Source organism: Pseudodesulfovibrio indicus (assembly GCF_001563225.1).
Classification (GTDB): Bacteria; Desulfobacterota; Desulfovibrionia; order Desulfovibrionales; family Desulfovibrionaceae; genus Pseudodesulfovibrio; species Pseudodesulfovibrio indicus.
Genome location: NZ_CP014206.1, coordinates 2,519,921 through 2,534,248 on the forward strand (window position 1 = coordinate 2,519,921; position 14,328 = coordinate 2,534,248).

Genomic DNA, 14,328 nt, shown 5'->3' on the forward strand with positions numbered 1-14,328 from the left:
GAGAATCCGAACAGCGAAACCGAGTGGAGCAGTCATGACCCCGACGAACGTGGAACGGACCGCATTGAGCGTCAAGCGGCACTTCAAGGAAGGCATATGGGTCCGGAATACCCCGGAGACCCCGTTTCCGCTCCGTATCTGGCGCGGCGCCTGGCGGCTGCTCTATCTCGTCGGGTACAGCTTCGTGAAGGACCAGACGGTCATCCGCGCGGCGGCCCTGACATTCACCACCATCCTGTCCATCGTCCCGTTCCTGGCCGTGGCGTTCTCCATCTCCAAGGGGTTCGGCCTCCAGAACACGGACTTCATCCGGACCATGATCCTCAAGCTGACCACGGGCCGGGCCGAGGTGGCGGACAAGATCATCGAGTACATCGACCGGACCAACGTCCAGGCCCTGGGCTGGGTGGGCGTGGCCACGCTGCTGTTCACAGTATTCTCCCTGGTGGGGACCACGGAGAAGGCGTTCAACACCATCTGGAACGTGACCAAGGGGAGGTCGCCCTGGCGCAAGGTCGCCGACTTTTTCCCGGTCATCCTGATCTGCCCGTTGGTCTTCTTCATCGCCTCCAGCTTCAACGTCAGCCTGCAACAGCAGCAGATGGTCTCCGATCTGCTCAGCACCGAGGCCATCGGCTTTCTTGAGTCCGCCTTTCTCAAGGTCGCTCCCTACGTCCTCATCTCCATGGCCTTCACCTTCATGTACGCCTTCATCCCGTTCACCCGGGTGAACATCGCCGCCGCGCTCATCGGCGGCGTGGTCGGCGGCGTGCTGTGGCAGCTGGCCCAGTGGCTGTACATCAACTGGCAGATCGGGGCGGCCAAGTACAACGCCATTTACGGCAGCTTCGCCCAGCTGCCGCTGCTCCTGATCTGGATCTACATCAGCTGGGTCCTTGTTCTGCTCGGGGCCCAGGTCAGTTACGCCTGGCAGAACATCAATTCCTTCGTGAAGCAGCGGTATTTCGGTACGGCCACGCCGTATGAGCGGCAGAAGATCGCCCTGCTGATGATGATCGTACTGGCCCGGCGGTTCCACGAGGGCAGGCCGCTGCCGTCGGTGGAGGAGATTTCCGACGCCATCATGGCTCCGGCGACCCTGGTCTCCGACCTGTTCGGGGTGCTCCAGCGCGCGGGCTATACCGTGCTCGCCGACGTGCCGGGGTGCGAGATATACGCCCCCGCGCGCGAGCTGCACGAGATGCGGGTGCTGGACGTTCTCAAGGTCGTCAACATGGAAGGGGAGAAGCGGGTCTATGAGGAATTCGACCAGAAGTACGGGTTCCTGGACAAGCTCCTCGGCTCCATGGGCGAGGCCACGGCCGCGAGCCCGGACAACCTGACCCTGCTCGAATGCGCGGAGCGGTATCCGGCCGCGCTCCTCGGCCTCGACGACACCGCCCCTTCCGGGGGGTGCGACCCGCGCGGGGCCTAGCCCTTATTTCGGGCCGTAGGCCGCCTCCACCTTCGCCTTCAATTCCCGGAACGTGCCGTTCTCTATGGCCTGCCGGACCTGCTTCATGAGGTCCAGGTAGTAATACAGGTTGTGGTAGGTGTTCAGCCGGTAGGAGAGCAGCTCCTTGGCCATGTACAGGTGGCGCAGGTACGCCTTGGTGAAGTTGCGGCAGGTGTAGCAGCCGCAGTTGGGATCGAGCGGCGAGTCGTCCTCGGCGTATTCCGCGCGCTTGATGTTCACCTTGCCGAGCGAGGTGAACAGGGTGCCGTTGCGCGCGTTGCGCGAGGGCAGCACGCAGTCGAACATGTCCACGCCCGCGGAGACGCCCTCCAGGATGTCCAGCGGGGTGCCCACGCCCATCAGGTAGCGCGGCTTGTTCGAGGGCAGCTTGGGCGCGATGTGGTGCAGGATGTCGTACATCTCCTCGGTGGACTCGCCCACGGACAATCCGCCGATGGCGAACCCCTCGAAGTCGATCTCCCGAAGCTGCTCAAGGGAGCGGTCGCGCAGATCCTTGTGGAATCCGCCCTGGACGATGCCGAACATGAGCTGGTCGCCGGACCCCTTGGGGTAGTGGTCGCGGCAGCGCTGCGCCCAGCGGGTGGTCATCTCCAGGGACTTCTCGGTGTAGGCCCGGTCGTTGCCGTAGCCCACGCACTCGTCGAGCACCATCATGATGTCCGAACCGAGGTTCTTCTGGATGTCGATGGCCTTTTCCGGGGAGAAGAAATGCTTGGACCCGTCGATGTACGAGCGGAACTCCACGCCCTCCTCGGAGAGCTTGCGGATGCCCTCCAGGCTGAAGACCTGGAAACCGCCGCTGTCCGTGAGGATGGGCCGTTTCCAGTTGGCGAACTTGTGCAGGCCGCCGCGCCGGGCCACCAGGTCGTCGCCGGGGCGCAGGTAGAGATGGTAGGTGTTGCCCAGGATGATCTGGGCCTCCATCTCCTCCAGGTCCAGCGGGGTCAGGCTCTTGACCGTGCCCTGGGTGCCCACGGGCATGAAAATGGGGGTCTGGATCTCGCCGTGGGCCGTGGTCAGGGTGGCGCGGCGGGCCAGGTTGTCGGTGGCGTGAATGGTGAAATCGCCGGGCTTGGACATTATTGAACTCCCTTTTTGGGACAGATGTCGGCCAGCTCGCACTCGCCGCATTTGGGCTTGCGCGCCGGGCAGACCTCGCGTCCGAAGAAGACAAGGTAATGGTTGACTTCGCCCCATTTGTCCTGCGGGAACAAGGGCATGAGGTCCTTTTCAATGCGCAGCGGGTCGGTGTTCGCGGTCAGCCCCATGCGGAAGGCGAGGCGCTTCACGTGGGTGTCCACGGCAATGCCCTCGTTCACGCCGAAGGCGTTGGCCAGGACGATGGACGCGGTCTTCCGGGCCACGCCGCCCAGCGTGATCAGCTCGGCCATGGTCCGGGGAACCTCGCCGCCGTATTCGCCCATGATCCGGGTGGCGGCGGCCTTGATGTTCTTGGCCTTGTTGCGGAAGAAGCCGGTGGAGCGGACCACCTCCTCGATCTCGGCCACATCCGCCTCGGCGGCGTCCCGGATTTCGGGCCAGCGCTCGAAGAAGACCGGGGTGACCAAGTTCACCCGCTCGTCCGTGCACTGGGCGGAAAGGGCCGTGGCCACCAGCAGTTCCCAGGGATTGGACCAGGTCAGGGCCGGTTCCGGGGCGGGATACCGTTTGGAGAGCCGGTTCATGATCTCGGCTGCGCGTTCTTTCTTTTTCATGTGTACTCCGTGTCGGACGGTGGTAGCATCTGCCATCCCGCGGCTCAAGTGTCAATGGCGGGCGACTTGCGTCCGTCCGCGAACCATGTATCATCTTGCCCGAACCGAACAGCGGAGGAGGGGACATGCCCGAATCGTTCGTCTACATAACCTGCGCGTCCACCGGAGAGGCCGAGGCCATCGGCGCGGTCCTGGTGGAGCGGCGGCTGGCCGCCTGTGCCAACATCCTGCCCGGCATGCGCTCCCTGTACTGGTGGCGGGGCAAGGTGGAGCGGGGGGAGGAAACCGTGCTCGTCGTCAAGACCCGGTCCGAACTGGTCGAGGAGCTGACCGACGCGGTCAAGGCCGTGCATTCCTACGAGGTCCCGTGCGTGGTGGCCCTCCCCGTGACCGGCGGCAATCCCGATTTCCTGAAATGGATCAGGGACGAAACCGGCGGCGCATAGGTCCGCGAGGTTGGCCGTTGACAGGTCCGGGACCATGCAAGTAGGTTCCCGGTGTCCGAAACCGCACTGCAAGGAGAAAGCATGCAGATTTATATTTCCGGCTCCCTGGCCTTTGACCGAATCATGACCTTCCCCGACAAGTTTTCCAATCACATCCTGCCGGACAAGATACATATTCTCAATGTCTCCTTCCTGGTGGACGGGCTGGTTGAGCGCTTCGGCGGCACGGCGGGCAACATCGCCTACAACCTGTCCCTGCTCGGCGAAAAGTCCACCATCCTGAGCCAGGTGGGCAGGGACTTCGGCCCCTATGACGAACGGCTCCAGCAGTACGGCATCGCCCTGGACGGCATCCGGACCATCGAACAGGAATTCACCGCCGGGTGCTACATCACCACGGATATGTCCGACAACCAGATCAACGGGTTCAATCCCGGGGCCATGAAGTATCCCTGCCAGTACGACATGAGCCGCATCGACCCGTCCGAAGCCATTGGCCTCATCGCGCCGGGCAACATCAACGACATGGTCGATCACCCGAAATACTACCGGGACAACGGCATCCCTTACATTTTCGATCCGGGCCAGCAGATTCCGGCCCTGGGCGGCGACAATCTGAAGGCGGCCATCAACGGCGCCGAGATCCTGATCGTCAACGACTACGAGCTGGAGATGGTCATGAAGTCCACCGGCCTGTCCAAGGAGGACATCGTCGATCAGGTGGGCTACCTGATCACCACGCTGGGCGAAAAGGGCTCCATGGTCAGCTGCCAGGACGGCGACACCACCATCGGCGTGGTCCCGGCAAAGGAAGTGCTCGACCCCACCGGGGCCGGAGACGCCTTCCGCGCGGGCCTGCTCAAGGGACTGGCCATGGGCCGCACCGTGGTCGAGTCCTGCCGGTTGGGGGCCACCTGCGCCACCTATGCCGTGGAGCGCAAGGGCACCCAGGAGCATTCCTTCACCGTCGAGGAGTTTTTCAAGCGGTTCGAATCCGTGTTCGGCCCCCTGGTGGATTGAGCAACGGACTGCACAACCTGGACACCCGGCCCGACAGTGCCTATTTCCTGAGACGGCGGGAAAATCCGTCCGGGAACAAGCACCAAGGCCCCGTTGAGGGGCGGGGTATCTAATAGATGAAATTCCACATCACCACCTTCGGGTGCCAGATGAACGTCCACGATTCGCAGTGGCTCGCCCGCGCCCTCACGAGCAGGGGGTGGGAGGAGGCCGGCGAGGACGAGGCCCAGGTCTACATCCTCAATACCTGTTCCGTGCGCGACAAGCCGGAGCAGAAGGTCTACAGCGAGCTGGGGCGTGTGGCCGCGCACCTCAAGCGTGACGAGAACGTGTTCGCCGCCGTGGGCGGCTGCGTGGCCCAGCAGATAGGCAGGGGGTTCTTCGAGCGGTTTCCGTTCGTGCGCCTGGTCTTCGGCTCGGACGGCATCGCGGGCGCGCCCAACGCCCTGGAGCGCATTGCCGAGAACCTCGACGACCGCGTGGCCCTGCTGGACTTCGTGACCCTGTACGAGGAGCGCGAGCCGCCGTCCGAGACGGTGCCGGTGGCCGACGAGACGCGCCAGGCGTTCGTCAACATCATGCAGGGGTGCGACAACTTCTGCGCCTATTGCATCGTGCCCTACACGCGCGGCCGCCAGAAGTCCCGAGACCCGGAGGCGATCCTGGCCGAATGCCGGTCCCTGGCCGAAGACGGGGTGCGCGAGATCACCCTGCTCGGCCAGAACGTCAACAGCTTCGGCCTGGACAAGGGCGGCAAGGGCGTCAGTTTCGCCCAGCTGCTGCATTCCGTGGCCGCCATCCCCGGCCTGGACCGGTTGCGGTTCACCACTTCGCACCCCAAGGACATCGCCCCGGAGGTCATCCGGGCCTTCGGCGAGCTGCCGAACCTCTGCCCCTCCCTGCACCTGCCCATGCAGGCCGGGTCGGACCGCGTGCTCAAGGCCATGCGCCGCAAGTACGACATGGCCCGCTATCTCTCCATCGTGGACGGGCTGCGCGAGGCCAGGCCGGACATCAGCCTGACCACGGACCTGATCGTGGGCTTCCCCGGCGAGACCGATGAGGACTTCCTTCAGACCCTGGAGATGGTCGAGCGGGTGGGCTTCGAATCGAGCTTTTCCTTCAAGTATTCCGACCGTCCGGGCGTGGCCGCCGTGAACATGGAGCCCAAGGTCCCGGCCGAAGAGGCGGCGGAAAGACTGCTGCGCTTGCAGACTCTGCAAAATAATATTACTAGAAAATGTCTAAAGAATCTGGTTGGAGCCCGGACCGACGCGTTCATCGAGGGTTTGAGCCGGATGCAGGAGGACGGGGCCGTGTCCTGGAAAGGGCGCGACCCGGCGGGCCGGATCGTCAACGTCGTCATGGAGGAACGGACCGGACTGACGGGCATGATGGTCCCGGTGAAGATCGTGGAAGCCAAGAAACACTCCCTGGTAGGGGAGAGGGCGGGGCAGCCGTGGTAAAGGTCGAGATTTTCGGGCTTGCGCTGGACGAGGCGGGCAAGTCGCCCATCATCGTCCTCAAGGACGAGGGTGAGACGCGGGTCCTGCCCATCTGGATCGGGGCAGTGGAGGCCATGTCCATATCCATGGCCATCAACAAGGTTCCCTTTCCCCGGCCCATGACCCACGATCTGCTGCTCAACTCCATCACCGCGCTGGGCGGCACCATCGCCCGCGTGGAGATCACCGACATCGAGAACGGGACCTTCTTCGCCGAGCTGGTGGTGTCCACCGGCGAGGAGACCCGGCGCATCGACTGCCGCCCTTCGGACGCCATCGCCCTGGCGGTCCGGGCCGAATGCCCCATCCTGGCGGGCGAGTCGGTCCTGGACGAGGCGGGCGGGCCGTTCCCGGAGCACCCGGAGGCGGTCATCAAGACGGAAGATTCGTCCCAGTGGCTGGAAGAGCTGGACAGGCTCTCCGAAGACGACGTCAAATACAAGATGTAGGGTCCACATGATCGATCTGCACACGCACACGGTTTTCAGCGACGGGGAGCTTATCCCCGCCGAACTCGTCCGCCGGGCCGAGGTCATCGGCTACAAGGCGATCTGCATGACCGACCATGCGGACGAGGCCACCATGTACCACTCCCTGGAGAACGTGCTCCGCTTCGTCAAGAAGCACGGGCATTTCTACGACATCAACGTGCTGGCCGGGGTGGAGCTGACCCACGTCGCGCCCGCCCTGATCGGCGAGATGGTCGTTGCCGCCCGAAAGAGCGGGGCGCAGGTGGTGGTCATGCACGGCGAGACCCCGGTGGAGCCGGTGGCCCCCGGCACCAACCTGGCGGCCATAGAGGCTGGGGTGGACATCCTGGCCCATCCCGGACTGATCACCGAGGAAGAGGTCAAACTGGCGGCGGAGAAGGGCGTGGCCCTGGAGATCACCACCCGTGGCGGCCACAGCTACACCAACGGCCACGTGGCGGCCATGGCCCGGAAGTTCGGGGCCAAACTGGTGGTCAACAACGATGCCCACGCGCCGCGCGACCTGGTCGGCCAGGACCTGCGCCGGACCATCGCCCTGGGCGCGGGGCTGACCCCGGAGGAATACCGCCAGACCGAGGCCAATGCGTGGGAAATCGTCCAGCGGTGCATGAAATGATGTTTCCGGAACGTCGCAAGACCGTGACCATGACCGCGTAGGTACAATGAAGATACAGGAAAGCCGTGGCTTGGTTCGCCCGGCTTTCTTCGCATGAAGCGGGCCGCGCGCGGCCCATAGACGCAAAAAGGTGCCGCCATGAATTTTCTGCCTGACAACGACATCCTGACCCTGCTTTCGGGGGCGACCCTGGCCGTGAAGCTGGTGATGCTCTTCCTGGGCTGCATGTCCCTCTGGAGCTGGACCATCATCTTCATGAAATTCTTCACCATCGGCGCGGCGCGCAAGAAGGTCATGAAGGGCTACGAGGCGTTCATCGCGGCGGGCGATTTGTCCAAGGGGCTCAAGGGGCTGGGCGACAAGGACGACTCCCCCCTGGCCCGGGTCTCGTCCCTGGCGGTCAAGGAATTTCGGCTGCTGGAGAAGGCGGACGTCAACCGCGAGCGCAAGCGGCTGCTGGTCAAGGACACCCTCCGGCGCGTGCTCAAGCAGGGCATTTCCAAGGAGATGCGGTCGCTGACCCGCAACCTGCCGTTTTTGGCCACCTGCGCCAACGCGGCCCCGTTCATCGGGCTGTTCGGCACGGTCTGGGGCATCATGCACTCCTTCCACTCCATCGGCATGGCCCAGTCCGCGGCCCTGGCCACGGTTGCGCCGGGTATCTCCGAGGCGCTCATCGCCACGGCCATCGGCCTGCTGGTGGCCATCCCGGCGACCATTTTCTACAACTATTTCCTGGGCAAGCTGAACGAGGTGGAGACCGGCATGGTGGACTTCGCCGGGGCGTTCCTGAACCGCGCCGAGCGCGAGATCGCCTGGGCCGACAAGCCCGGCCGGGACTAGGGGTCGACCATGGCGATCAAGACCGGCGGCGGCTTCCTGAACGAGATCAACGTCACGCCCTTCGTGGACGTGATGCTGGTGCTGCTGATCATCTTCATGGTCACGGCCCCGCTCATGACCCAGGGGGTGGAGGTGGACCTGCCGACCACGCGCACGGTCAAGAACCTGCCGCAGGACTCCGAGCACCTGGTCCTGACGGTGAAGAAGGACGGCGCGCTGTTCCTGGACGAGTACCAGGTGGGCGAGGACGAGCTTGAGGACCATCTCAAGCGGCTGGTGGCCGGGCAGAAGAAGCAGCTCTTCCTGCGCGCGGACAAGGAGGTCGCCTACGGCACCGTGGTCCGCGTCATGGGCGAAATCAAGGCCGCCGGCATCGACAAGCTCGGCATCGTGGCCGAGCAGCCCAGACAAGAGAAAACCAAGTAATTTTCCAGAGACTGTGTAGATATGCGGCAAAGCTACGGTTTTCTGATTTCGGTCCTCTTTCATGCGGGGCTGGCGGCGTTTGCGCTCTATGGCGTGAACTACACCGGCGTGCGCGTGGACATGGATCGGCCCGTCTACACCGTGGACCTGGTTACCCTGGCTCCGCCGCCTCCCGGCCCCCCCGTGGAGGTGCAGGCCAAGGCCGAAGCCCCCGCCGAAACCGCCGAAGTGCCGGTGGTCGCGGCCCGGCCCGAACCCGTTGCCGAGGTCAAGCCGACCCCGGTGGTGGAGGCCAAGCCCGAGCCCGAGGTCAAGGACATCAGCCCCAAGAAGGTCGAGAAGAAGACCGTGGTCACCAAGAAGGAAGAAAAACCCAAGCCGGAGCCGAAACCCGAACCCAAGCCGAAGCCCAAGCCGCAGAAGACGGCCCAGCAGCTCCTGGCCGAGGGCATGGCCGCGGCCAAGGCCCAGGCCAAGCGCGAGGACGCCGCCAAGCGGAAGGCGCTCGCCTCGGAACTGGCCGCGCTCAAGAAGCGCGAGGGCGACGAAGTTTATGCCCACGGCGGACAGCCCGGCGGCCAGGAAGGCGGCCGGGAGGGCGGTACCGTGGGTGGCTCCGGATCGGGGCTGTCCGAGGTCTATGCCCTCATCGTGGGCGCGGCCATCAAGAAGAACTGGCGCTACCCGGCCTTTGCCGGAGAGGCCAACCTCTTGGCGACCATCGAGATAACGTTGGACGAAGACGGCAAAATCCTGTCCTCGAAGGTGCTGCAACCGTCGAACAATCCTGAATTCGACAGTTCCGCCCTTCGGGCCATCAAGGAAACCGAGTATGTCGAAAAGCCGAGAACGGTCCGCGACCGGGTGATTCGCATCAATTTCAACAGCCAGGAACTCGCAGAGTAGCGAAGATGAAACGCCTATCCATTCTTTTCACCGTCATAGTCCTGATGTTTGCCCTGAACAACACCGCCGGTGCGCAGGGGCCGCTGACCGTGGACATCCACGGGCCGGGCCAGCGCCTGGTCAACATCGTCCTGCTGCCCCCGCGCGGGCTGGACAACGCGCCCGTTCCCGAAGCCGCCGCCAAGGCGTTCGAGGAGCTGGTGGCCAACGACCTGGGCTACATCCCCTTCCTGAACATCGTGCCGGTGAACTCCCTGCTGGGCGGTGATCCCAGCTCCGGCGTCAACGCCACGGACATCGACTTCAAGCCGTTCCAGCTCGCCCGCGTGGACCTGTGCATGACCACCGGCTGGAACGGGGAATACATCGAGGCGCGGGTCTTCGAGACCTTCAGCGGCCGCCGTGTGGTGGGCAAGTCCTACCGCGACGTGGCCGACAAGCTGCCCCTGGTGGCCGACCGGTTCTGCTCTGCGTTCCTGGAGGCGCTGACCGGCAAGAAGGGGTTCTTCGATTCGCCCATCGCCTTTGTCCGGCAGGACGGCAAGGTCAAGGAGATCTACACCGTGTTGCCGCAGGGCAGGGGGCTCAAACGCATCTCCGACCTGGGCGGCTTCAACCTCGGCCCGGCCTGGTCCGGCGACGGCAGCCAGATCGCCTTCACCCACATCGGCAAGAATCAGCACGAGCTGTGCATCTACGACGGCAAGACCCAGAAGATCCGGCGCATCGCCAAGGGGTTGGGCGACACGGTCATCTCCCCGGTCTACGGCCCCGGCGACACCCTGTACGCCTCCCTGAATCTCAACGGGACCACCAACATCTACGAGCTGAGCAAATCTTACAGGGTCGGCAAGCGGCTCGCGGGCAGCCCGTACATCGACGTCTCGCCGAGCTTTGACCGCACCGGCTCCAAGATGGCCTTCACCTCCGGCAGGGCGGGCAATCCGCACATCTACCTGCTCGACATGAAGTCCGGCCAGGTCAGCCGCGTGACCACCACCGGCAAGTACAATACCCATCCCTGCCTGAGCCCCGACGGGCGGTACATCGCCTACACCCACCAGACCGGAGACGGCCATCGCATCTTCCTGCACGACCTCGAAAGCGGCAGGGAGAAGCAGCTGACCTTCGGCCCCGGCAACGACGAGTACCCCGCCTTCGGCCCGGACGGCTATTTCGTGGCCTTCGCCTCCAACCGGACCGGGGAATACCAGCTCTACCTTTCCACCCGCCACGGCGACAAGCCGCGCAGGATCTCCACCGGAAAGGGCGGCGCATTCGCCCCTGCATGGGACACTTCCTTGCAGTGGTAAATTGTAATATAACCGGGGTTGATTTTTGCTTGGGAATAGGTGCATCATATAGAATGCTGATACCGAGGGCTTTTAGCGTCTGTAATTCGTGGCCGGGCGACGGCTTTACCAAGGAGAGAGCATGAAAATCAAATGGTATGTCGGAATGGTGGCCCTTTTGGCCTTGTCCCTTTTGGTCTTTGCCGGATGTGCAAAGAAATCCACAACCACCCAGCCCGCCGATAGCAAGGTCGAGGTCAAGGACGACACCCAGTGGACCCCGCCCCAGCAGCAGGAGCCTGCGGTTGACGAGGCCACCCTGGCCGCAGAGGCCGAGGCGCGCGCCAAGTCCGAGGCCGTTACCGAGCTGACCAGCGTGACCATTCATTTCGCCTTCAACTCCTACGAGCTGTCCGACGAAGCCCGGTCCACCCTGGCCCTCAAGGCCAACATCCTGCGCAAGTACAAGGACGTCAGCGTGGTCATCGAAGGCCATTGCGACGAGCGCGGCACCGAGGAATACAACCTCGCCCTGGGCGAACGTCGCGCCCGCGCCGCTTACGAACACCTGGTCATCCTGGGCGTGGAGCCCGAGCGCATGAAGATCGTCAGCTTCGGCGAGGAATACCCGGTCGACCCCGGTCACAACGAGACCGCCTGGGCCAAGAACCGCCGCGACGAATTCGTCGTCAAATAAGCCGCCAGAGCATAGCAATTAAACAAACGCCGCCCGTCACCGGGCGGCGTTTTTTTTGATGCCTCCGGCGGCCAGAGGGGGAAACTTTGATGCGGGCCGTCCATGGCCCTCGCGCCCCAAAGAGGGTGCGGTCGAAATCCGCTGTGCTGCGGATTTGTCGAGAAAGTTTCCCCCTCCGGACTCCCCCTTCAAAGCTTTTTGTGTGCCTCGGGCAAGTACGTGCGGGCGCGAAATGTTGAGCGGGGTTGGTCTTGAATAGCTGTTAATCAGCATATATTGCCTCAACCCCCAAACCTCGCGAAGCGACACAAAGAGTTTTGGAGGGGAGATGGGGTTGGGGGGTCCAGGGGGGAAGGGGAAGAGGGGGACCTTTTGCAAAAGGTCCCCCTCTTCCCCTTCCCCCCTGGCCGCCGGAGGCCCCTAAAACAAGCCGACCAAATAGACGAGGAGGTGGAGGGAAGCCAGGGCGTAGAGGCCGGCCACGCCGTCGTCGAGCATGACGCCGAGCCCGCCGGGAAAGGCGGTTTCGGCCCAGTTGACGGGCCAGGGCTTGAGGATGTCGAAGAGCCGGAAGAGGATGAAGCCCGCGAGGAGATACCAGATGGGCATGGCCGCGAAGAAGAGCAGGGCGAGCCATTGGCCGAAGAGTTCGTCGATGATCACGCAGCCGGGGTCCTTGCGGCCGAGGACGATTTCGGCGCGGGAGCAGGCCCAGGTGCCGACGATGAGGACGGCGGCCAGGACCAGGAGCCGCGCGGGCAGGGCCAGGGGCAGGAAGAGCCAGGGAGCCGCGACCACGGCGGCCAGGGAGCCCCACGTGCCGGGCGCTTTGGGGAAATGGCCGATGGGGCCGAGGGTGGCCAGGGCGGTGGCCAGCTTGTCGAGGGGCGTAGTGCCGGTCATGTGCTGTTCGATCCGGGGTTAGCTGTTCTGGAGGGCGAGTTTTCTGCCTTCCGCCTGTTTGCGCTTCTTGTACCATTCCGTGTAGGCCACGCCGAACAGGGTCGGGCCTGTGGACAGGACGGTGTAGAGCCAGCCGGGGCCGCCCAGACGGAGGTACTTGGCCAGGGCCACCAGGGTGGAGAAGATGAAGAGCGATCCCCAGACGATGGTCAGGTGGCGGCAGACGGCGATGAAGCCCGGTTTGTCCCAGATCGCGGGGTCGGTGTCCTCCTTGGCGTATTGGAGGACGAACGGTTTGCCCACCAGTAGCGACACCCAGGCGATGGCGGCCAGGGTGGCTGGAACGAGCACGGACAGGTGGGTCACGAACCACATGTTGTTCTCACCCACGACCATGAACAGTCCGAAGGCGAAGAAGATGACCGTGCCCCAGGTGAGGATGAACCCTTTTTTGAGCTGCTTGAAACCGATGATCAGGGACAGTGTCAGGCAAGCGCCCATGGCGATCTCGAGGCTGAGGAGGGACGGTCCTGCCAGAATGGCGAAGGCTATCCAGGGGAGAAAGCCGATGGTCAGCTTGAGAAGTCCGCGCATGAACACAATGCTCCGTGGTTCCAATGAATGGGTGGCATCTTATTAGCAAAGCGCCTCCGCGAGAGCAAGCGGGGCGGCGGTATTCGCTGTGGCGAGCAATCGCCGGGAACACGGGAGGGGCGATTTTGCGCTTGTGCGAACCGGAGCGTCCCGGTATCTTCCACGGCTGTCGCGACGGTTGTCCGCCGCCCGCCAAGCCAAAGGAGTACGCCATGCAGCCCGCCACCGAACAGGACCTTCCGCGCATCGTCGCCATCTACAACTCCACCGTGCCCACCCGTATCGCCACCGCCGACACCGAAGAGGTCAGCGTTGAATCGAGACAAGAGTGGTTCCGGCGTCATACGCCGGGCAAGCGGCCCATTCTGGTGGAACGCATCAACGGTGAGGTCGCGGCCTGGGTCAGCTTCGAGTCCTTCTACGGGCGGCCCGCCTATGACCATACTGCGGAGATCAGCATCTACATCGCGCCGGAATTCAGGCGGCAGGGGCTGGGCCGCAAACTGCTCAAGGAAGCCCTGGACATGACCCCCGCCCTGGATATCAAGACCATCGTGGGCTACATCTTCTCCCACAACGAGGGTTCCATGCGGCTCTTCCATTCTTTCGGGTTCGAGGAGTGGGGCAGGTTGCCGGACGTTGCCGAAATGGACGGCAACGAATACAGCCTGTCCATCCTGGGCAAGAGAATCAATCCGTAGCGAAATACCGCTTTGACTCCGGTCTTGAGAACGGTTGTCGTTTGTAGGTTCGCATGAAACCACGGATGAAACCGGGAGAAGACATGGCAGACAAACCCGTGGCCGCCGGAAAGAGCAGCCTCGCCCACATCGACCAGGATCTGGCCTTCGGAACGATCATCGTTCCCGGCGCGGCCGCGTATCTCGACCTCGGCTGCGGGGCCGGGATGTACACCCTGGCCCTGGCCCGGCGTCTGTCCGGGACCCCGACCATCCACGCCCTGGACCTTTGGGGCGAGGGCGTGGAAGCACTGGCCGTCAGCGCGGCGGAGCAGGGGTTTCCCAACATCAACCCGATGGTTGCGGATTTGACCGCGCCCCTGCCCTTGGACGACGGGGCGGTGTCCTCGGCGTTCATGGCCACGGTGCTGCACGACCTGCCGGAGCGGACTTGGCCCGCGATCCTGGGCGAGATCGGTCGGGTGCTCGCGCCCGGCGGGAGATTCTCGCTCATCGAGTTCAAGAAGCTGGATCGCGGTCCCGGCCCGTCCCTGGCCAAGCGCATCGGCCCGGAAGACGCGGACCGCCTTGCACGGCCCGCCGGGTTCGTCAGGAAAGCGACGCTCGACCTGGGCGAGTTCACCTATCTTGCTGAATTCTTGAAAAAATAGTGTGATCGGGGGAAAGGGGGCTGCGCTGATCTAGATGGGCATTCAT

17 protein-coding genes are annotated in these 14,328 nt (G+C 63.8%); 13 read left to right on the top strand and 4 right to left on the bottom strand.

The genetic code is table 11. The annotated features are described in order from the left end of the window. Positions 1-34 precede the first annotated feature (34 nt). Positions 35-1,435, top strand: coding sequence for a YhjD/YihY/BrkB family envelope integrity protein (locus tag AWY79_RS11260; RefSeq protein ID WP_066803775.1), 1,401 nt, complete (start codon positions 35-37; stop codon positions 1,433-1,435). 3 nt (positions 1,436-1,438) lie between these two features. Here AWY79_RS11260 and tgt read toward each other — a convergent pair whose 3' ends face one another. Both tgt and nth read right to left on the bottom strand, forming a co-directional pair. Continuing rightward, positions 1,439-2,557, bottom strand: coding sequence for a tRNA guanosine(34) transglycosylase Tgt (tgt, locus tag AWY79_RS11265; protein WP_066803777.1), 1,119 nt, complete (start codon positions 2,555-2,557; stop codon positions 1,439-1,441). Next, a complete protein-coding gene (gene nth / locus AWY79_RS11270; RefSeq protein ID WP_066803780.1) occupies positions 2,557-3,192 on the bottom strand; it encodes an endonuclease III in 636 nt (211 codons plus the stop codon). The genes tgt and nth overlap by 1 nt, the downstream gene beginning before the upstream one ends. A 125-nt stretch (positions 3,193-3,317) precedes the next feature. Between nth and cutA the strand changes: the two genes are divergently transcribed. The 10 genes from cutA to pal all read left to right on the top strand — a co-directional run bounded on the left by cutA (position 3,318) and on the right by pal (position 11,434). After that, on the top strand, positions 3,318-3,638 hold the full coding sequence (gene cutA / locus AWY79_RS11275; RefSeq protein ID WP_066803782.1) for a divalent-cation tolerance protein CutA: 321 nt from the start codon (positions 3,318-3,320) through the stop codon (positions 3,636-3,638). An 81-nt stretch (positions 3,639-3,719) separates the two neighbouring features. Then, positions 3,720-4,658 (top strand): carbohydrate kinase family protein, encoded by a 939-nt coding sequence (locus tag AWY79_RS11280; RefSeq protein ID WP_066803784.1) that lies wholly within the window; start codon positions 3,720-3,722, stop codon positions 4,656-4,658. A 116-nt stretch (positions 4,659-4,774) separates the two neighbouring features. Continuing rightward, positions 4,775-6,124, top strand: coding sequence for a tRNA (N6-isopentenyl adenosine(37)-C2)-methylthiotransferase MiaB (gene miaB / locus AWY79_RS11285; protein ID WP_066803786.1), 1,350 nt, complete (start codon positions 4,775-4,777; stop codon positions 6,122-6,124). Then, a complete protein-coding gene (locus tag AWY79_RS11290) occupies positions 6,118-6,612 on the top strand; it encodes a bifunctional nuclease family protein (RefSeq protein ID WP_066803789.1) in 495 nt (164 codons plus the stop codon). The genes miaB and AWY79_RS11290 overlap by 7 nt, the downstream gene beginning before the upstream one ends. Before the next feature lie 7 nt (positions 6,613-6,619). Then, on the top strand, positions 6,620-7,270 hold the full coding sequence (locus AWY79_RS11295; protein WP_066803791.1) for a histidinol phosphate phosphatase domain-containing protein: 651 nt from the start codon (positions 6,620-6,622) through the stop codon (positions 7,268-7,270). Positions 7,271-7,408: 138 nt separating this feature from the next. After that, complete coding sequence (locus AWY79_RS11300) at positions 7,409-8,113, top strand: MotA/TolQ/ExbB proton channel family protein (protein WP_066803793.1); 705 nt, start codon at positions 7,409-7,411, stop codon at positions 8,111-8,113. Positions 8,114-8,122: 9 nt separating this feature from the next. Beyond that, positions 8,123-8,539, top strand: a complete 417-nt coding sequence (gene tolR, locus AWY79_RS11305) for a protein TolR (RefSeq protein ID WP_066803796.1) — start codon at positions 8,123-8,125, stop codon at positions 8,537-8,539. A gap of 21 nt (positions 8,540-8,560) precedes the next feature. Next, positions 8,561-9,445, top strand: coding sequence for a TonB family protein (locus AWY79_RS11310; RefSeq protein WP_066803799.1), 885 nt, complete (start codon positions 8,561-8,563; stop codon positions 9,443-9,445). Between the two features lie 5 nt (positions 9,446-9,450). Then, positions 9,451-10,758, top strand: coding sequence for a PD40 domain-containing protein (locus tag AWY79_RS11315; RefSeq protein ID WP_066803802.1), 1,308 nt, complete (start codon positions 9,451-9,453; stop codon positions 10,756-10,758). Positions 10,759-10,879: 121 nt separating this feature from the next. Next, positions 10,880-11,434: a peptidoglycan-associated lipoprotein Pal gene (pal, locus tag AWY79_RS11320; RefSeq protein ID WP_066803805.1), complete on the top strand. Its 555-nt coding sequence runs from the start codon at positions 10,880-10,882 to the stop codon at positions 11,432-11,434. Between the two features lie 420 nt (positions 11,435-11,854). Here the strand turns inward: pal and AWY79_RS11325 are convergent, their stop codons facing one another. Then, positions 11,855-12,337 (bottom strand): phosphatidylglycerophosphatase A family protein, encoded by a 483-nt coding sequence (locus AWY79_RS11325; RefSeq protein WP_066803808.1) that lies wholly within the window; start codon positions 12,335-12,337, stop codon positions 11,855-11,857. Between the two features lie 18 nt (positions 12,338-12,355). Then, on the bottom strand, positions 12,356-12,931 hold the full coding sequence (locus AWY79_RS11330; protein ID WP_133987281.1) for a DUF3159 domain-containing protein: 576 nt from the start codon (positions 12,929-12,931) through the stop codon (positions 12,356-12,358). A gap of 212 nt (positions 12,932-13,143) precedes the next feature. Between AWY79_RS11330 and AWY79_RS11335 the strand changes: the two genes are divergently transcribed. Both AWY79_RS11335 and AWY79_RS11340 read left to right on the top strand, forming a co-directional pair. Beyond that, positions 13,144-13,632, top strand: a complete 489-nt coding sequence (locus AWY79_RS11335; RefSeq protein WP_066803813.1) for a GNAT family N-acetyltransferase — start codon at positions 13,144-13,146, stop codon at positions 13,630-13,632. Positions 13,633-13,715: 83 nt separating this feature from the next. Next, on the top strand, positions 13,716-14,282 hold the full coding sequence (locus AWY79_RS11340) for a class I SAM-dependent methyltransferase (RefSeq protein WP_158509893.1): 567 nt from the start codon (positions 13,716-13,718) through the stop codon (positions 14,280-14,282). Positions 14,283-14,328: the final 46 nt, after the last annotated feature.